17 protein-coding genes are annotated in these 16,922 nt (G+C 59.0%); 10 read left to right on the forward strand and 7 right to left on the reverse strand.

The features are described 5' to 3' along the window. Nucleotides 1-50: 50 nt before the first annotated feature. From QTL95_RS03990 to QTL95_RS04000, 3 genes are read left to right on the forward strand one after another with little or no spacing between them, the layout of a single operon-like run. Entirely contained in the window at nucleotides 51-1,895 is a 1,845-nt protein-coding gene (locus tag QTL95_RS03990) for an ABC transporter permease (RefSeq protein ID WP_289718659.1), read from the forward strand. Then, entirely contained in the window at nucleotides 1,888-2,949 is a 1,062-nt protein-coding gene (locus QTL95_RS03995; protein WP_289718660.1) for an ABC transporter ATP-binding protein, read from the forward strand. The genes QTL95_RS03990 and QTL95_RS03995 overlap by 8 nt, the downstream gene beginning before the upstream one ends. Next, nucleotides 2,946-3,737 carry an inositol monophosphatase family protein gene (locus tag QTL95_RS04000; RefSeq protein WP_289718661.1) on the forward strand — a complete coding sequence of 264 codons (792 nt, stop codon included), beginning with the start codon at nucleotides 2,946-2,948 and terminating at the stop codon, nucleotides 3,735-3,737. The genes QTL95_RS03995 and QTL95_RS04000 overlap by 4 nt, the downstream gene beginning before the upstream one ends. 208 nt (nucleotides 3,738-3,945) lie before the next feature. Here the strand turns inward: QTL95_RS04000 and QTL95_RS04005 are convergent, their stop codons facing one another. The 3 genes from QTL95_RS04005 to QTL95_RS04015 form a co-directional block, all read right to left on the reverse strand. Next, nucleotides 3,946-4,368, reverse strand: a complete 423-nt coding sequence (locus QTL95_RS04005; RefSeq protein ID WP_289718662.1) for a hypothetical protein — start codon at nucleotides 4,366-4,368, stop codon at nucleotides 3,946-3,948. Next, nucleotides 4,358-4,618 (reverse strand): type II toxin-antitoxin system prevent-host-death family antitoxin, encoded by a 261-nt coding sequence (locus QTL95_RS04010; protein WP_289718663.1) that lies wholly within the window; start codon nucleotides 4,616-4,618, stop codon nucleotides 4,358-4,360. Before QTL95_RS04010 ends, QTL95_RS04005 begins: the two co-directional genes overlap by 11 nt. Before the next feature lie 218 nt (nucleotides 4,619-4,836). Then, nucleotides 4,837-5,079, reverse strand: a complete 243-nt coding sequence (locus QTL95_RS04015) for a helix-turn-helix transcriptional regulator (RefSeq protein WP_289718804.1) — start codon at nucleotides 5,077-5,079, stop codon at nucleotides 4,837-4,839. A gap of 269 nt (nucleotides 5,080-5,348) precedes the next feature. Between QTL95_RS04015 and QTL95_RS04020 the strand changes: the two genes are divergently transcribed. Next, nucleotides 5,349-5,981 (forward strand): hypothetical protein, encoded by a 633-nt coding sequence (locus QTL95_RS04020; RefSeq protein ID WP_289718664.1) that lies wholly within the window; start codon nucleotides 5,349-5,351, stop codon nucleotides 5,979-5,981. Nucleotides 5,982-6,304: 323 nt separating this feature from the next. On the opposite strand, the gene QTL95_RS04025 is transcribed toward QTL95_RS04020, so the two are convergent. Continuing rightward, nucleotides 6,305-7,366, reverse strand: coding sequence for a LacI family DNA-binding transcriptional regulator (locus QTL95_RS04025; RefSeq protein WP_289718665.1), 1,062 nt, complete (start codon nucleotides 7,364-7,366; stop codon nucleotides 6,305-6,307). Nucleotides 7,367-7,530: 164 nt separating this feature from the next. Between QTL95_RS04025 and QTL95_RS04030 the strand changes: the two genes are divergently transcribed. The 6 genes from QTL95_RS04030 (at nucleotide 7,531) to QTL95_RS04055 (ending at nucleotide 13,594) form a co-directional block, all read left to right on the forward strand. Further along, nucleotides 7,531-8,307: a sugar phosphate isomerase/epimerase family protein gene (locus QTL95_RS04030; RefSeq protein ID WP_289718666.1), complete on the forward strand. Its 777-nt coding sequence runs from the start codon at nucleotides 7,531-7,533 to the stop codon at nucleotides 8,305-8,307. Nucleotides 8,308-8,371: 64 nt separating this feature from the next. Then, nucleotides 8,372-9,667, forward strand: a complete 1,296-nt coding sequence (locus QTL95_RS04035) for an ABC transporter substrate-binding protein (RefSeq protein ID WP_289718667.1) — start codon at nucleotides 8,372-8,374, stop codon at nucleotides 9,665-9,667. 2 nt (nucleotides 9,668-9,669) lie between these two features. Further along, nucleotides 9,670-10,602 (forward strand): carbohydrate ABC transporter permease, encoded by a 933-nt coding sequence (locus tag QTL95_RS04040; protein ID WP_289718668.1) that lies wholly within the window; start codon nucleotides 9,670-9,672, stop codon nucleotides 10,600-10,602. A gap of 98 nt (nucleotides 10,603-10,700) precedes the next feature. Continuing rightward, nucleotides 10,701-11,477, forward strand: coding sequence for a carbohydrate ABC transporter permease (locus QTL95_RS04045; protein WP_289718669.1), 777 nt, complete (start codon nucleotides 10,701-10,703; stop codon nucleotides 11,475-11,477). A gap of 21 nt (nucleotides 11,478-11,498) precedes the next feature. Then, the gene (locus QTL95_RS04050; RefSeq protein WP_289718670.1) at nucleotides 11,499-11,948 is read left to right on the forward strand and encodes a gluconate 2-dehydrogenase subunit 3 family protein; all 450 of its coding nucleotides are present in this window, start codon (nucleotides 11,499-11,501) and stop codon (nucleotides 11,946-11,948) included. Then, nucleotides 11,945-13,594, forward strand: coding sequence for a GMC family oxidoreductase (locus QTL95_RS04055; RefSeq protein WP_289718671.1), 1,650 nt, complete (start codon nucleotides 11,945-11,947; stop codon nucleotides 13,592-13,594). The genes QTL95_RS04050 and QTL95_RS04055 overlap by 4 nt, the downstream gene beginning before the upstream one ends. Nucleotides 13,595-13,847: 253 nt before the next feature. Here QTL95_RS04055 and QTL95_RS04060 read toward each other — a convergent pair whose 3' ends face one another. The 3 genes from QTL95_RS04060 to QTL95_RS04070 are packed head-to-tail and all read right to left on the reverse strand — an operon-like array spanning nucleotide 13,848 to nucleotide 16,920. Next, a complete protein-coding gene (locus QTL95_RS04060) occupies nucleotides 13,848-14,981 on the reverse strand; it encodes a RuBisCO large subunit C-terminal-like domain-containing protein (protein ID WP_289718672.1) in 1,134 nt (377 codons plus the stop codon). Then, complete coding sequence (locus tag QTL95_RS04065) at nucleotides 14,981-15,982, reverse strand: transketolase family protein (protein ID WP_289718673.1); 1,002 nt, start codon at nucleotides 15,980-15,982, stop codon at nucleotides 14,981-14,983. Before QTL95_RS04065 ends, QTL95_RS04060 begins: the two co-directional genes overlap by 1 nt. 2 nt (nucleotides 15,983-15,984) lie before the next feature. After that, complete coding sequence (locus QTL95_RS04070; protein WP_289718674.1) at nucleotides 15,985-16,920, reverse strand: 1-deoxy-D-xylulose-5-phosphate synthase N-terminal domain-containing protein; 936 nt, start codon at nucleotides 16,918-16,920, stop codon at nucleotides 15,985-15,987. Nucleotides 16,921-16,922: the final 2 nt, after the last annotated feature.

Raw genomic sequence — 16,922 nt, forward strand, 5'->3', positions numbered from 1 at the left:
GTCGCTTTTCGATCGTTCATCGTGCGGCAGGTCTGGAGCCTGTCCCTGAAATGACGAGCCAGTTCACTGCTGGTATCGTCGAAAAAAACAAGGCATTGCAGGTCACCAAGTCCGGGCAGTTCGCGCTCGATGTCCTGCACGTCGATCCGACGACAATTCTATTGCGCGCCGAAGAGCCGATCTCGGTAACGCCTGAGGGCAGCAACCAGCTCGCGGTCTCCGTCGATGGCGTTCGTCTTGTCGTCAGTCAGCAGGCGCCTCGCGGTCTCTTCAACAAGGCGGCGCCTCAACCGCTTGCCGGCCAAGCCAACCCGGATGGAAGCCTGTCCTTGCGTCATGCCCAGAACGCCTATCTCAGCTTCGAAGCGCGCGAGCCGACCATCACCGCATCCAATTACCTAGCGTTCGTTACCGGCCGGGACACGTTGCGAGCTACCGTGAACAGCCTGATCGTGTCATTATCGGCTACAGCGATCGCCGCCATACTCGGGGTTTCGCTGGCCTATGTCGTGGCGCGCTTCGATGTTCGTGGATCAACGGCGATCGTGTTCCTGACAACGATGGCGTCAGTGTCGCCGCCATTCCTCGGCGCCTATGCATGGCGGCTCCTCCTCGGGCGCAATGGTGTGGTGACGTCCTTCCTCGGCATCGACTTCACCATCGTCGGGATGCATGGGGTGATATGGGTGATCGCATGGCTCGTCTTCCCGGTCATTTTCCTCTTGAGCCATAGCGCCTTCTCGGGGCTGGATGCCTCCCACATCGAGGCTGCCGAAAGTCTCGGCGCGAGGCCGGCAAGGACGCGCTTTTCGATCGAGATACCGCTGGCCATGCCGGGCATCATAACCGGGTTGTACCTTGCCACCATGGCGGCTCTTTCGGATTTCGGAACGCCTAGGATCATCGGGCTGGATCTGAGTGTGCTTCCGGTCCTGATCTACACGTCGTTCCTCAGCGAGGCCGGGCGAAACCCCGCGCTTGCAGCGACGGGATCGGTCGTTCTCGTCGCAATCTCCAGCCTCTTTCTCATGGCACAGCAGATCTACCTGGCAAGACGGGGCTTTGCGGTCGTGTCGGCACGCCGACCGGACCGCCGCAAGCTATCGGCAATGGGTCAGGTGGCAGCGTGGATCTTTGCATCGACGGTGCTGTTCTTTGCCTTTGTCCCACATCTGACGGTGCTTGCAACGAGCTTCATGGAGTGGCGTGTCGGTCTGCCGCGGTTTTCTCTGACGCTGTCCAATTACGCAACGATGTGGCAGAGCGGGCTGACATCAGCATGGGTGACGCTGTCGCTGGGATTCGCCGGCACGATCGTAGCCTTCGCCGGCGGTCTCGGGATCGCCTTCGTCCTTGTGCGCAAACGTTACCGCTTGATTGCTCCGCTGCTGAGCATGACTGTGATGATGCCGTATGTGATCCCGGGAACCGTTCTCGGGATCGGCCTGATCATGATGTTCAACGAGGCACCGCTACAGTTGACAGGCACTTGGTTTATCCTCGCGCTTGCCTATGTGATCCGGAACCTGCCGTTTACGGTCAAGGCCTCGGAAGCTTCACTTCGCCAAGTTCACCCGGCGCTGGACGAAGCCGCGCTAAGCCTCGGCGCCCGTCCGTTCAAGGTCTTCGTGAGCGTGACCGCGCCGCTCATGCTTGCTGGCGCAATCACCGGTGCCACGCTGACTTTCCTGCATATCGTCACCGAGCTTTCCTCGACGATCGTGCTCTACCGGCCGCCCTGGAAGCCAATGACCGCTGTGATCTTCGAGAACACGCTTGTCGATGCCGACTTCGGCGTGTCTGCGGCGCAGACCATCCTGCTCATGATGATCATATATATCCCGCTTTATTTGGTCGTGCGTTATGGCCAGTCGCAGAGGTTACAGAATGCCTGATGCCATCCATCCAGTAGCTCCCGCACGGGGGTGCGAGGTCAATATCCAGTCGGTTTCGAAAGCCTACGGCCACGTCACGGTGCTCAAGGATGTCTCGATGACCGTGCAGCCCGGCGAGTTTTTTACGCTTCTCGGACCTTCGGGTTGCGGGAAGACGACGCTGTTGAGGGCGATCGCCGGATTTCATCCAATCAACAAGGGGCGGATTGAGTTTGACGGTAAGGACGTCTCGGCACAGCCGCCCTGGGAGCGCGACATCGGTTTCGTATTCCAGAATTATGCGCTTTGGCCAAACAAGACCATTTTCGAGAATGTCGCCTACGGTTTGCGTATCCGCAAGGTCAGCAAGAGTGAAATTACGCGGCGTGTCCGGGACGCGCTTGAGCAGGTCCAGCTTCGCAATGTCGAAGAGCGCTATCCAGCCGAGATGAGTGGTGGCATGCAGCAACGCATTGCGATGGCGCGCGCACTGGTGATCGATCCACCGCTGCTGTTGCTCGATGAGCCTATGTCCAATCTCGACGCCCGGCTGCGCGTGTCGCTGCGACAGGAGTTGCGCGAATTGCAGCAGCGGATCGGCGTTACGGCGATCTACGTGACGCACGACCAGGAGGAAGCTCTTGAGCTATCCGACCGGATCGCTGTGATGAATGGAGGTGTGGTGGAGCAGCTTGCTGTTCCTGAGGACATCTATGCCCGTCCGGCCTCTCGTTTCGTGGCCGAATTCGTCGGTGATGCCAATTTCCTGGAGGGCAACGCCGAGGGCGTTGGCTTCCGCCTTGCCGATGGCCGCACGATGCCCCTTCATACCGGTGAGATTCAAGGAGCATCCACGCTGTTCATACGGCCGGAGCGGCTTCTGATGACGGCGGCGGGCCAGGGCCATATCGATGCCGTCGTCGAAGATGTTCGCTATGTCGGGCGCAGCTTCGTGCATCGGATGGCATTGGGCCAAGCGCTATCGGTATGGGTCGACGCACCTATGAGGCTGGACAATGGGCAGCACATGGGCCTCGACTTCAGCGCCGCAACATTCTTGGGGAACCAGCCGTGAAGGATGACGAGATCGATCACCTGTTTCTGGCGGCCAAGGAGGCCGCACGGGCAGGCGGGGCAGAGCTTCTCTCGCGCTTCGGCCGCCTGGGAGCCGATGCCGTCAACCAGAAAGGGCACGCCGACTACGTGTCCGAAGCGGACACGGCGGCAGAGGTCGCAATCCTGAAGGTCCTTAACGAAACTGCAGCCGGATACGGCTTCCTCGGGGAGGAGACAGGCTACCACGCGGGTGAGAAGACGGAGACCTGGGTCGTAGATCCCCTGGACGGGACAAGCAATTTCGTATGGGGCATTCCGTATTTTGCGGTTAGCATCGCGTTGTGCGACGAGAGCGGCGAAGTGCTGGGAGTGGTCTTTGATCCCATTCGAGACGAGATGTTTTCTGCCGTCCGGGGACGGGGGGCATGGGTGAACGATGTCCGAGTTCCGGCGCTTGCGGCAAAGCCTCCCGAGAGCGCGATGGTGTCGATTTCGATGCCCGTGCCTGGGCAGTTGAGATGTATCGCCAAAGGCCAGTTCTTGGTGGGTCTGCAGACGATCATGGATAGAGCTGCGGGCGTCCGTCGACTTGGTTCGGCTGCACTCGATCTTGCCTATGTGGGGAGCGGGCGCCTCGATGGCTATTTCGAAGACGGTTTGAGTTACTACGACCTTGCCGCTGGCAAGCTGTTCGCACTGGAGGCCGGGGCAGCTGTCACGAACTTTGAAGGTGGAATTGCACGGGAGGGCTCGGTTGTTGCAGGGCAACGGTCTTTGCACTCCTGGCTGGCCAGTGTGTTCCAGTAGGGTAATTCCTAACTCCGATTACACCATCGGTGCCGTTCTAGCGATTGCAGGGAACACTCCATCTGCAAATCGACGCTATTCCCACAAATCTGTTACATCAACCACTTAACCGGGTTTTGGAAGGTGGGTTGCAGGTTCGAACCCCTTCACGGCGGAATAAATCTGCTTGAGTTGAGCGCACCTGCTTGCCGAATCCTTGTCGGGTAGATCAATCAAGTCGGCTAATTCGGCGACCCGACTTTCTGGAGGCTTCGCCAAACGACGCTGCGATCTTCATCATGAACGCTTTGCTGAAACGGCCGATAACGTTTTCATCGGGCTCGATATACCACGACCGCTCAGCGATATCGTAATTGTACTCGTCGATCATCACCCAGCAGCGCTTCAGGTCGCTCAAGCCTGCTCGGCGTGCCTCCGTATCAGGAACTTCAATGGCGACACGATCTGAAAGCGGCGGCTTCGTCGTGACAGCGAGAAGAGCAAGGTGTGTAAGGCCGTCCTTGGCGCTATGGACCGCGACGACGACGCAAGTTGGGCGCGACTTGCGCCCTTCTGTCTCTCCGCGGTCGTTCTGCCAAGCCCAGAGATACTGATAGGCGATGATCTGGCCTGGGAGAAATTCACGGCTCATCGCCGTAGCCCTCGCCACGCGCCAGACGATCGATTTCCGCCTCAAACAGGTCTACATGATCTGCGGGCATTTCCGACGCACGATATACTTTCCGGCTATCGCCGCCGGTGCGCAGGCGCTCGTAGTGATCGTAGCTCATAAGGACAAAGCGCGGCTTCCTATGCTTCGTCAGGACGACCGGCTCGCGGCTGGCAGCATCGGTGACGTCACCAACCTGCTTATTTAGGTCACCCGTCGTGAACTGGCGCATGAAACGAACTCCGATAGAAGTTTCCAGAATATCCATATTTTCTATATTTGCAAGAAAAATGCTTGAGTTGGGCGTCAGTCATACCAGACTGCTATACGGATAATCCGGGCCATCGCACCGGCTTTGGCGCCTTACTACACGACAATCTAGGAGGGAATTCCCCAACGCTGGCGCGCGCAAGCGCCAGTCAGAAGGCACAACTCGGGAACAACTCGATTCTAAACGTTCTTGCTCTCTACGTGTGAGAAACGCACGCCAACACCTGCATGGCTGTCTTCCGCAATGAACTCGATACCATTCCGTTCCAGCACCTCTTGAATGGCACGGAGGGTAGTTGGGCGCAGCGTTTCACCTCTCTCTAAACGGGTGATTGTTTGCGTTGAAACGTTCGCAGCGCTCGCCAGTTCAAGCACGCCCCAACCCAGAGCAACCCGAGCCAGCTTACATTGAATACCCTTCATATCACCATGCCATGGTGATTTTGGTTGCGCATCATAAGCTGGCCCTGTACCATTGCCCGACTGAAAACGGCCGCAGACGGTGTTCGTACCACCCTCCGCAGCCTGACCACAATCAAGCTGTATGGAGCTCGGATCATGGCTGATTCTGAGAATAGCAGAAGTTTGCCTGCAATCACCCGTCGAAAATTGCACAATGCAATTGCGACGAATGCGCTGACGAACAAGGCGTCATGTTCGCGCGGACTTTCTCGCATACGAGGATGGCTGCGATGAGTTCGGAGCAAACACTCGAAACAACACGCCGAAGCTTCCTGTCGGCCGCCGCTAAACTGATTGCTGCGACAGCGGGAGTTGGCCAGGCTACAACTGGAGGGGAGGTTGCAGGTGACGCCGATCCGGTGTTGTCGCTATGGCTTGACTGGGGGGCGGCTCACAGGTTGTTTAGCGATACCTGCCGTCGACAGAAAACGCTTGAGACAGAAATGCTTCGTGAGCTTGGCAGCTTCCCGCGGGTACAAATAGACTTCCCGGATGACGACAGTTTCGTGTGGGCTTACACCACAGATGACATCAACCGCGTTTTGCAGAACTCTGCAAGGCCAGACATTCGTCATGCGGCACTAACCAAACTGGCGACGCGGCAGGCAGAATGGAATGCTTTGGATGTCCGTATAGGATATTCCGAGGCAAAGAAGGCGGAGGCGGAAGCGGCCGATCTGGAGGATGAGTTTTCTGCCGCTTTATGGAGTACCGCTCCACGGTCTTTCGCCGGTGTCGCTGCAAAACTACATTGTGTACTGGAGACAGAAGATCCGGGCTCGGGATTGCAAGAGGCGCCGTGGCCGCAGCTACGAGCAATTCTCGCCGATCTCGTGCGGATTGCGGAACCGGTCAGTGATTGACAAGCCACTCGCAAGTCGACCCGAAAGACGCTGGCTTGATCCTGCACTCGTCAGCCTCTTTTAAATGGACGCTGCAACCTTCCGTCCACGTTCGGGGCAAGGGCTTGGAATTCAACAAAATTTCATCATTTTAATCCTGCCGCCGGTTCCAGACCCATCAAGAGCTTAGGGCGCTAGGGACGTGCAACGGGAAAACGTAAAGGTGGTTTACCGTTACCCAGCCCTGCAGCGTAAAACGCAAGAAGAACGGTCGAGCTAGCTCCTACATGTTTGGTGGTCAAAAAGCACGAGACGCCCTTGTGACAGCGGTGACGTTCGGCAAGCTATCGGGCCGATTTTTCCAGCGGTTGCGTGCTTTGACGAATTATAAGTTCGTGCCGGAGGACTTCATCTGTGCCGGTCGTATTGCTTTCGATCAGCGTCTTGAGCATGCGCACCGACGCTTCAGCCATCTCGCGACGTGGAAGGCGTACGGTCGTGAGTGGCGGATCCAGGACGCGCGAGAACGCAAGGTCGTCGAATCCGGCGACAGCAATATCATCTGGGACGCGCAGTCCGTGCTCCTTAAGCCCAGCAATGAGGCCATAAGCCGATTCATCGTTTGAACAGAAGATTGCCTCCGGAATGCTTGCTTGGGTGACGAGAAAATCGGCCGCGCGTCGGCCGTCCTCGATCAGAAATCCGCCGTGCAGCACCTGCGCATCTTCGTGAGGCAAACCATGAGCGTGCAATGCATCATGCCAGCCCTTCCTGCGGGCGATTGCGACGACCTCCTCCTCGGGGCCACCGAGATGCATCACCTTTCGGTATCCGGCTTCGATTAAGTGACTGACAACATCGAACGCCGCCGCAACCTCGTCGATTTGCACCGAGGCTATACCATGGGTGACGCTGCCAGGGCTCAATGTTCGCACGATCGGCAGGCGGAAGCCGGCATCGAGGCGCTCCAGAAGACGCGGCGGGCAGTAGTCTGATGTCAACAATACGCCGTCAATGCCGCCCGCCAGGAGTTCGTCAACGAAGCGATCCGACCTGCCGGGGTCGATCGCCGTGTGTGCGATCATGATGTCGTAGCCGCACTCGAACGCGGCACGATCGATATGCATTAGCAGGTCTGGAAAATTCGGATTGGCAAGGTCCGGGATCAGCACCAGCATCATGCCGCTGCGTCGCAGTCTGAGGGAGCGCGCATGGCGGTTGACGGTGTAGCCGGCGTCCCGCGCCGCTTTTTCAACACGCTGACGAGTCTCCTCGGTGATAGGTGGCAGTCCGGCCAATGCGCGGCTGACGGTGGAGGCGGAAACGCCAGCGAGGCGTGCGATATCTGCCATCGTCGGATTGCGCTGCGGTGTCAATTCGGTCTGCTTCGTTTGCTTGGCAGTCAAAAAATGCGCCCCCCGGTCTTCTCGATCAAACACCAGCGACGAAATTGACTTTACACAATTCGCGCTTGCGCGCAATCGATTGCGCTGGTACCGTTTGCGCAATCGATTGCGTGATGCCTGTCGACCGGGGAGGGTCGCCGTCATCCGAACTGGGAGGATTGTCGATGTCGTTGGCGCTACCTGTTTTGTCATTGCAGCTCTATTCACTGCGCCAGCTTGGCGATCTCGACGCGCAGCTCGATGCGGCAGCCAAGGCCGGATTTGTGCATGTCGAAACGATCGGAAGTCATCTCGAAAACCCGTCCGCGCTGAAATCGGGCCTCGCGACCCGTGGACTGACGGCGCCGACAGGCCACATCGGCCTGCCGGCGCTTCGCGGCGATCTCTCTCGCATTGCCGATAGCTGTCTCAGCTGCGGTATCGGCCAGCTGTTCATGCCGGCCTTGCCGGCAGAGGAACGCGGCAAGACGGCCCAGGCCTGGCAACGCTCCGGCGCAGAACTCGGCGCCATCGCCTCAAGACTGAGCGAGAAAGGCGTCGCGCTCGGCTATCACAACCATCACTGGGAGCTCGATCCGCTTGAGGGCGGCGGCTGCGGGCTGCAGCGGCTGTTCGAAGGCGCCGAGGGTAGCCCGCTGACATGGCAGGCCGACGTAGCCTGGCTTGCGCGCGCAGACGTCAATCCTGTCGACTGGCTTGATCGGTATTCGCATCTTCTCGTTGCCGCCCATGTGAAAGATCAGGCGCGATCTGGAAAACACGCCGACGAGGACGGCTGGACCGACGTGGGTAGCGGAATTCTTGATTGGCCGTCGCTTTGGAGCGCTGCCATCGGGCGCGGCGCCAGGGTCCTAGTAGTGGAGCATGACAATCCGAAGGACCCGGCCGGCTTCGCGGCGCGTAGCTTCGACTATCTTCGACGGTTCGAGCAGGCCGCCTGAGGAGAGGCGTCGGCGCGGACATTGGAAGTGCAGACGACTTTTCATTCAAAGGGAGGAAACCAGCATGAACGAGAAATCGGACAGACTTCACATCAATCGCAGAAACTTCCTCGGCGCATCGGCGGCAACGCTTGCAATGAGTGCCGCCGGAAAGGCGTTCGCTGCCGACGACCTCATCACCTTTTGGGACATGGTCTGGGGCACCGGCGCGACCTACACGTCGGCAGCCAGGGACCTCACGGGCAGGTACTCGCCGTCGAGCGGCGCGCTCGGTGTTCGCTATCAGTCAATTCCGTGGGCGAACTGGTACCAGACGTTCACCTCCGCCGCAGCATCGGGCACCACGCCAGCGGTCAGTTCCGGTGCAGCATTCCTGCCCTTCTATTTCATGGAGCAGGGAGTGGCAGCGCCAGCCGACGATCTGGTCTCGAAGCTGGACAAGGACGGCAAGAATGACTTCTTGCCCGGCCTCCTCGAAGCGATGAAGACCGATGACGGGTATGCTGCCGTCCCCTGGTCGATGGACCTTCGCGTGATATGGTACCGCAAGTCGCTTCTTGAAAAGGCCGGAGCGGAAGTGCCAACCGACTGGGACAGCTATATCAAGGCGGGCGAGGCTTTGAAGAAGGCAGGCCTCGTAGGCCTCGGCCTCGCAGCGGGGAGCACGACGACGGATGCGCAGCACACCGTTTCCGCCTTGATGATCAACAATGGCGGGGGCTTCTTTGCGCCGGATGGCTCGCTCGACTGTGTCACTGACCGCAATATCGAGACTCTGGATTTTCTCAACGAACTCGTCGCCAAGGGTATCATAGACCCCTATGCAGCCAGCTATACCTCAGACAATCTGGCAAACGACTGGAAATCCGGCCGTGTGGCGATGGGCTTCGGGCAAACGGGCCTCGACAAGACGCTGCCCCCGGAAATTCAGTCCGACGTGGTCGTTTCGAGTCCGATCAAGGCGCGCCACGGCGACACGGGTACGGTTTACTACATCAATCCGTTGTGGATGTTCAAAACGACCGCCTCACAGTCATCCTCCGAGCAGTTCCTGGCTTGGTATCTCGACAATATGCACGTGTTCTGGAGCAGCGGCGTCGCCATCGACCTCCCGGTCAAGAAGAGCATCGCCGAGCTGCCGATCATCCAGGGAAATGCAAACCTCGTGCGCTCGATCAACGAATGGCAACCCGTCGGCAAGACGATCGGGGCGCAGGCACCACATCCCTTCGCGGCGCTAAGCGCCGTCGACGGGGGGGCCGCAAGCGCTGCTTTCGTGCAACAGATCATCCAGGGCAAGACGAAATCGAAGGAGATGCTTGAGACGCTGCAGGCATCGCTGAAGAAAGTCGTCCAGTAATCATGGCCAAGATCGACGCATATTCCGGCCCTGAAACGCTCGACGTTTCGCGGGGCAAACCGCGCTCCAGCGCGCGCCTCAGCCGCAAGGTGACGATGGTCAACCTTGCCATGCCGTCGATCGTCCTGATGCTGCTGGTCAATGCCTACCCGCTGGGTTTTGCTTTCATCCAGTCGTTTCACAATGGGGGCTTGCTGAAACTCGGCAAGTTCATCGGGCTCCGGAACTACGTGAACGTGCTGACCGACCCGGCCTTTTGGTCGGCAGCATCGTTCACGCTGCTCTTTACCGTCTGTGGCGTGTTCGGCAGTTGGCTTGTCGGCTTTGCACTGGCGATAGCCCTCAAGCCACATTTTCCCGGGCGCAACCTGTTCAAGGTGCTGTTGCTGCTTCCCTGGATCGTGCCGATTGTCGTCACATCGATGAGCTGGAACTGGTTGGTGGCAACGCCGGGCAGCCTGCTGCCCTCGCTTGCCCAGTCGCTCGGCTTTGGGCAGGTGATGTTTCTCGCAGACCCCACGATGGCGATGGTGACGGTCTGTCTATTCAAGATATGGATCAGCTACCCCTTCATGATGATGATGGGCGCGGCTGCGCTCGAGAGCATCGATCCGAGCGTCTACGAGGCGGCGACGCTAGACGGCGCGACGCCGCGCCAACAGCTCCGTTATATCATTCTGCCGATGACCGCCAAATCTACCTACATCAGCTGGATCCTGATGACGATGTTTTCGGTCAACGATTTCGCGACCATCTACCTGCTGACCGGTGGCGGCCCGGTCAATGCGACCACCTCGTTGATCGTGCTTGCCTACCGCTCCGTGTTTCAGGATTTCCTGCCAGGCTATGGCGTCGCGATCTCCTTCATGATGACCATCGTTCTGGTGACGCTGTCGATCTTGCTCTTCCGGCAGGTTCGAAGGTCCAACATCTGAGAAAGGCAGCTGATTTCAGGATGACGACAGTGACACAATCAGACGCTCGCAATGACCGCTCAATGCAACGTCGAAGACGCAGCGAATGGATCCGGACAATGATCCTTTCCATCGTTGTTCTCGTGACCCTCAGCCCCATTCTGGTGGTGTTTTGGCTCGCTCTGCGGCCCCGGCTCTATTCGACGATCACCGGGCCTACATTCGATACCTTCGCCTATGTCCTTCAGAACACGGATATTCTTGTCTGGCTCAAAAACAGCGTCACGGTCTCCTTGTTTGCCACCTGTCTCTCGTTGTTGGTGGCGGCACCGGCGGGCTACGTGCTCTCGCGCGCACGGGGAGGGGCTGTATCGGCTTACTCCATGCTGATATTCGTAATCCAGAGTTTCCCGATCGTCGTCTTCGTCATACCGCTCTTTATCATGTTTGCCCGGATCGGTCTGGTCGACACGTTGAGCGGTGTCGCGATCATCTACGTCGCTTCCAGCGTCTCAGTCGCATGCTGGATGATGGCCTCCTATTTCGACAGCATTCCGGTTGATCTGGAGGAGGCTGCCTGGATCGATGGCTGCAGCGTATTTGGCGCTTTCGTGCGTGTTGTGCTGCCGAACTCGCTTCCGGGCATTCTGTCCACGGCGATATACGGCTTTCTCGTGGCCTGGAACGACTACCTTGTCGCACTTGTTTTCCTTAGGACCGACAGTCGCTTCACGCTGCCGATCGGCCTGCAGACGTTCTTCCAACAAAACCAGACCGACTGGGGACCAGTGATGGCCTGTGCCGTCCTCATGCTGGCGCCGCCGGTATTGGTCTTCGCGTGCTTGAACAGGTTTTTCAGTGTCGGCGGCATCGGCGGCTCGCTGGCCGGTCGTTAAATCAAGATGGGGTCGATAGAGATGACCAAGCAACATGGACTTATACTTGCGGGAATAACGCTTCAAGGACTACGCGCCGTTCTCGACAGGATCATCCCGGCAGACGACTTCCCATGCGCCACCGGTGCAGGGGTCGATCAGTTCATCGTTGGCCTATGGGACGCCGGGCTGATAGATCAGAAGGAGGAAATCCTTCTCGGGCTTGCCAACCTCGACCGCGTGGCCGGTGGCTTGTTCCAATTGGTGTCCGAGGCCGAACAGGATAGGCTGTTACAGGACGTCTCACACAGCAGTTGGTTCTCCAAGCTGTGTGAGCTTGCCGCCGAGGGCTATTATTCGGATCCTAACAATGGCGCCAATCCCGATGCCATCTCCTGGACGATGATTGGCTATCGGCCGGGCCTGCCGGAAGGTCCGAGCGGTCCGCCTCTCGATCCTGGCGATGCTATCCGCGGGAGACTGCTGGCATGACGGTCGCTTACGATGTGGTGATCGTTGGCGGCGGGGCCGCCGGATCGATCGCTGCCTGCGTCCTCGCGGAAGCCGGAAAGAAAGTGCTGCTGATCGAGCGCGGTAAACTGCGCAACTACGAAAACAGCGGCCATCGAGACCATCTTCGCAATCATCGCCTTCAGGAGTACGGCTTCAATACCGGACCCGAAATCGACGGAAACCCGCGTGTCTTCATTGATGCCGATGGACACCGCCACATCGTCAAGCCTTATCAAGGCAACTATAACGCCAATGCCGCCGGCATGGGTGGCGGGACCTTGGTCTACGGTGGCCTCGCTTGGCGTTTTCACCCTGATGACTTTCGCATGGAAACGATCTATGGCCGCCCGGCGGGATCGTCGCTGACCGACTGGCCTTTCGGTTACGAGGAGCTCGCGCGGTGGTATGACATGGCCGAGCACGAGATCGGCGTGTCCGGCGATGGCGTGGGAGATCGAAACGCCGGAAAGCGGCTCAGGGACTATCCGATGCCGCCGGTTGCCGAGAACAGGACGACGGAGCGCCTTCGGGCTGGCGCATCCGGTTTGGGCTTCACCACCTTTACCCCGCCGCTGTTGATCAACAGCGTACCACGTGCCGGCCGTAGTGCCTGCATCCGCTGTGGCTCCTGTGTCGGATTTCCCTGTCCGAGCGACGGTAAGAATGGGACCCAAAACACTGTTCTGCCCCGTGCCCTGGCGACCGGAAACTGCATCGTCATGACCGAGACCGTCGTCGACAAGGTGGCTACTGACATCAATGGCATTGTCGTTGGAGTTGATATTATCCAGCGCGAAGAGGACGGTTCAGTCCGCCTGGAACGCATACTTGCCAAAGTCGTCGTCATGTCGGCAGGTGCCATAGAGACAGCGCGGCTGCTGCTTCTATCCAAAACACGCAGGGAGCCGAACGGGCTCGGCAACAACAACGACATGGTCGGCCGAAATCTGCAGGGACACTATTACCCAACCGTTTTTGGCCTTTTTGAGGAAGAGGTTCAGGACAGTCTTGGCCCGGGCGTGACGATTGCCACCACGGACTTCAACCATGGTAATGACGGGGTGATCGGCGGCGCTATGTTGGCCGACGATTTCGTGCTGCTGCCTATTATCCTCTGGAAGTCGGGTTTGCCCGACGATCTGCCGCGCTACGGGCTTACGGCCAAGCACTTCATGCGCGACAATTTCCGTCGCATCGCCCAGATCAAGGGGCCGGTGCACGAGATACCGGATGCCGACTGTCGTGTCTCGCTCGACGAGCTATGCCTCGACAAATATGGTCGCCCTGTTGCCCGGTTGTCAGGAACGACCCATTTCGAAACGGTGAGGACCGCAAATCACCTTTTGGAAAAGGCAGACCAGTGGATGCGGGCGTCCGGGGCTGTGCGGACCTGGGGCAAGCAGCAAGTGCAGCGGCTCTCTGCAGGTCAGCACCAGGCCGGAACCTGCCGAATGGGTGACGACCCGGCGATTTCAGTTACGGACAGCTGGGGCAAAGTGTGGGGGCATGACAACCTGTTTATCTGCGACGCTTCTCTCCATCCAACGAATGGGGGCTACAATCCGGTTTTGACAATTATGGCAATGGCTTTCCGGAATACGACCCATATTGCAGAACTCGTCTAGCCTGATCTCCAGTGAAGATGGCAATAGAAGCTGGGGCAGTTGGTGCCAAAGAACTGGCAATCTCCTCCGAACAAGCGGAAGATGATGCGCATCGATACCGGCCGGCAGAAACTGCAATTAGCGGGCCGATGATTCGAATCCTATCAAGCCAAACAAACGAGTGAACGGCGGCAGTCCGCTTTGCAGACTGATCGTTTCAAGCATGGCCCCTTATTGTCGATTCGCATCATTAAAAGCCGGGGCTAGATTGTTGTTAGCGAATGTGCGTTGATGCTCCGATGCCGGCGCGGAGGACCTCGCACCCGGCAACAAGGTCAATTTCGCGCAAAAGCGCACCGCCTATCAGATATATCACGTGTTCGCCGTAGGCGCGCTGCATTTCCGGGACCAGTTCGAAGGTCATGCCGCCTCCAGGGGCGGGGAAGATCGGCTTCAAGTCGCCAAGATCTTCCGTGCAGCCTTTTAGAATCGAGAGGCATTCATCGCGCGAGAAGCCAAACCTGCCGCCGAAATTCGGGAACACCACCGCATCCACGCCCATCAGTCGCTGCAGGGTCCCGAAGAAGAAGCGATGCGAGAAGCCGGTCGTAGGCGTGATGACATTTGCCCCAGAGAAGGTCGGATGCGAGACGATAGGAAGGCCAAAATCGGGATTTCCGGCAAGGCTGCGCGAAACGTCGAAGCCGACAAGAGAGGGAGCGAGCATGACGGCGCCGGCACCCGCTTCCTTTGCAATGAATGCTCTATCGACGATCTGCGAGGCAGGGCCGGTGATGTTCGGCACGTAAGCGGATTGAAAACCGGTCTTGGCATTCGCCTCCGCGACGGCTGTCACGCAAGCCGCAAGCCGATCCGCGTAGGGAGACGTCGGCTGGTCGACCAACCCATGGTCATCCTTGATCAGATGCATGCCGCCAAGTGCAAAGTTGTAGGCAAGCTTGGCGAGTTCGGCCGTCGACAGACCGACCGGCTTGATCGCCGACATGATCAGCGGTCCGGAGGTGACGCCGGTGCGCGTGCGCAGTCCCGCTGCACCGAACCGCGGTCCGGTGCATAGCGCGCGTAGGCCGGTCGACAGCCTGATTCCTTCGACACGGGTGTTGGTCTTGATGGACGAGTTGCCGAAAACGATGTTCAGGAGTTGCAGGAAATCTTCGCCGACATCATCTTCGCTGTACGAGATCTCGGCGATAAAGCCGCCGCGCTCGCTGCCGTCGGGGATTAAGGTCTCGAGCCGTCCGAGGATCTCGTCTTCGACGTAACCGTGCGGCACGATATCGCGCGGGATTTCGACGGTCTGTTCGACGCTGATATCCAGAGCTCGCGCTCGAGCCTCTTTCTCGTCGCTGGCGCCAAGCCAGTAGGTAACGGAGAACCGCTCAGCCATCACAGTGCTTCCGCTTTTTGCGCCGAATGCACCGTATCGAGGCGGACGGCGTCAAGTTCGGCGTCCGCGATATCGAGATCGCGGCCGAGAAGTTTGCCGATCGCGTGCGTCAGCGCGCTGGCGTCGAGCCTGTATTTCTTCATGAGATAGGGCTTGGAGGCGCCATGGGCGAACGTGTCTTCCAGCCCCAGCCGGCGAAGGCGGATGCCGAGACCCTCTTCAGCCAGAATTTCCGCGACCAGCGAGCCAAGCCCGCCGTTGATCGTGTGGTTTTCAAGTGTGACAACACCCTTCTTGCCGCGCGCAGCCCTGATGAGACCATCACGATCGAACGGCTTCAGCGTCGACGCGTGGAGATGGTGAACGCCGATCCCGCGTTCCTTCAGCGGTCCGGCCGCACGCAACGCCTCTTCCGTGCAGACACCCGAGGTGACGACAAGGATATCGTCGCCTTCGCTAAGTGTGCGCAGCCGGTTGAATTCGAACGGCGTCGAAAACAGCCGCGGTACCTCGCCGCGCAACACGCGAACATACACCGGTCCGTCGATGGCGTCGGCAACATCGAGCACCGTTTCCACTTCGGTCGCGTCGCCGGTCTCGAGCACCGTCATGTTTGGGATCGCCCGCATGACGGATATGTCTTCGATCGCCTGATGGGTGATGCCGCCCGGCGTCGTGATGCCGGGCAGGAAACCCATCATCCGGACCTTGCGGTTGGAATAGGCGATCGAGTTGATCAACTGATCGTAGGGACGGCGATAGAGAAAGACAGAGAAGGTATGGATGAACGGGCGGAAGCCCTGCATTGCCAGTCCGCCGGCAAAGGACAGCATATTCTGCTCGGCCATCCCAAGCGACAGAAACTGATCCGGATAACGATCGCGGAATCCGTCGACTTCGCACGACGATGTCAGGTCGGCCGACAGGCAAAGCACTTCGGGTCGGGCCGAAGCGAAGGCTTCGAAAGCCTTGGCGTAGGGGCGATTGACGATTTCGAGCATGATCAAGCCCTCGCGATTTCTGCAACATCAACACCGCGTTCGGCGGCGATCGCCGCCTGCATTTCCTGGCGCTCATCGGCGGATTTGAAACGGACGTAGTGGAGGCGGGGGAAACGCCTCTTCAGGAACGGCATGCCTTCGAATGGCGAGGTGTTCGCAAGGATGAGGAGCGGTTTTCCCGTCTCGGCGCTATCGGCTGCTGTGCGGAAGGCCTGCAGGTCATGGCCGTCAATGGAGCGGCAGGTGGCGCCAAAGGCAGCAACACGCGCTGGCAGATCGCCGAGATCGAGGACGGATGACATGGCGCCATCGCATTGCTGACGATTGACGTCCACGACGACACGAATGTTGTCTATGCCGTGGTAGCTCATGGCGGCCAGGCACTCCCAGGTTTGTCCCTCCTGGAATTCACCATCGGACATGTAAACCCAGACCTTGCCGGGTTCGCCGTGGCGTTTGCGCGCCCAGGCGAGGCCCGATGCCATGGAGAGGCCCTGCGCCAACGATCCGGTCGTTACTTCCATACCCGGGCTATGCTCGGCGCCGATCATCTCGACGGAACCGCCATCGCGGTTGAAATGGTCAAGCGCATGTTCATCCATGCGGCCCACCTGAATGAGCGCTGAGTAGATGACGAGCGCATAATGCGCGGGCGAGACGATGAAGCGGTCGTATTCCGCCGTGAACGGACCGTGATAACCTGCCCCGGTGAATGCCTCTGGGTTGGTAGACGACGGGACGCCGGCGAAGGGCAGGGGCACCTTCGGCAGTGTTGGTTCCCCGAGATGGAGTGCCTCGTTGTAGAGAAATGCCAGGCTTTCCGCGGCGGAGCAGGCTTGGCTCAGATAGCCGCCATTGTTCCGCATCGTATGGAGGAAGACGCGCTTTCGAATGCCGGCTGCGACATCCTCCGTGCGCTGCTTGTTGGGGATGCTCATGA

Origin of the sequence: Rhizobium sp. S152 (genome assembly GCF_030380735.1) — a bacterium.
Lineage (GTDB): Bacteria > Pseudomonadota > Alphaproteobacteria > Rhizobiales > Rhizobiaceae > Rhizobium.

Bases quoted from the DNA above. Each gene is read 5' to 3' on its own strand.
- QTL95_RS04040 (WP_289718668.1), top strand. From the start codon at position 9,670: ATGGCCAAGATCGACGCATATTCCGGCCCTGAAACGCTCGACGTTTCG.
- QTL95_RS04045 (WP_289718669.1), top strand. From the start codon at position 10,701: ATGATCCTTTCCATCGTTGTTCTCGTGACCCTCAGCCCCATTCTGGTG.
- QTL95_RS04060 (WP_289718672.1), bottom strand. From the start codon at position 14,981: ATGGCTGAGCGGTTCTCCGTTACCTACTGGCTTGGCGCCAGCGACGAG.
- QTL95_RS04035 (WP_289718667.1), top strand. From the start codon at position 8,372: ATGAACGAGAAATCGGACAGACTTCACATCAATCGCAGAAACTTCCTC.
- QTL95_RS04030 (WP_289718666.1), top strand. From the start codon at position 7,531: ATGTCGTTGGCGCTACCTGTTTTGTCATTGCAGCTCTATTCACTGCGC.
- QTL95_RS04020 (WP_289718664.1), top strand. From the start codon at position 5,349: ATGAGTTCGGAGCAAACACTCGAAACAACACGCCGAAGCTTCCTGTCG.
- QTL95_RS04010 (WP_289718663.1), bottom strand. From the start codon at position 4,618: ATGCGCCAGTTCACGACGGGTGACCTAAATAAGCAGGTTGGTGACGTC.
- QTL95_RS04050 (WP_289718670.1), top strand. From the start codon at position 11,499: ATGACCAAGCAACATGGACTTATACTTGCGGGAATAACGCTTCAAGGA.
- QTL95_RS03990 (WP_289718659.1), top strand. From the start codon at position 51: ATGACGAGCCAGTTCACTGCTGGTATCGTCGAAAAAAACAAGGCATTG.
- QTL95_RS04065 (WP_289718673.1), bottom strand. From the start codon at position 15,982: ATGCTCGAAATCGTCAATCGCCCCTACGCCAAGGCTTTCGAAGCCTTC.
- QTL95_RS04055 (WP_289718671.1), top strand. From the start codon at position 11,945: ATGACGGTCGCTTACGATGTGGTGATCGTTGGCGGCGGGGCCGCCGGA.
- QTL95_RS04070 (WP_289718674.1), bottom strand. From the start codon at position 16,920: ATGAGCATCCCCAACAAGCAGCGCACGGAGGATGTCGCAGCCGGCATT.
- QTL95_RS04015 (WP_289718804.1), bottom strand. From the start codon at position 5,079: ATGAAGGGTATTCAATGTAAGCTGGCTCGGGTTGCTCTGGGTTGGGGC.
- QTL95_RS04005 (WP_289718662.1), bottom strand. From the start codon at position 4,368: ATGAGCCGTGAATTTCTCCCAGGCCAGATCATCGCCTATCAGTATCTC.
- QTL95_RS03995 (WP_289718660.1), top strand. From the start codon at position 1,888: ATGCCTGATGCCATCCATCCAGTAGCTCCCGCACGGGGGTGCGAGGTC.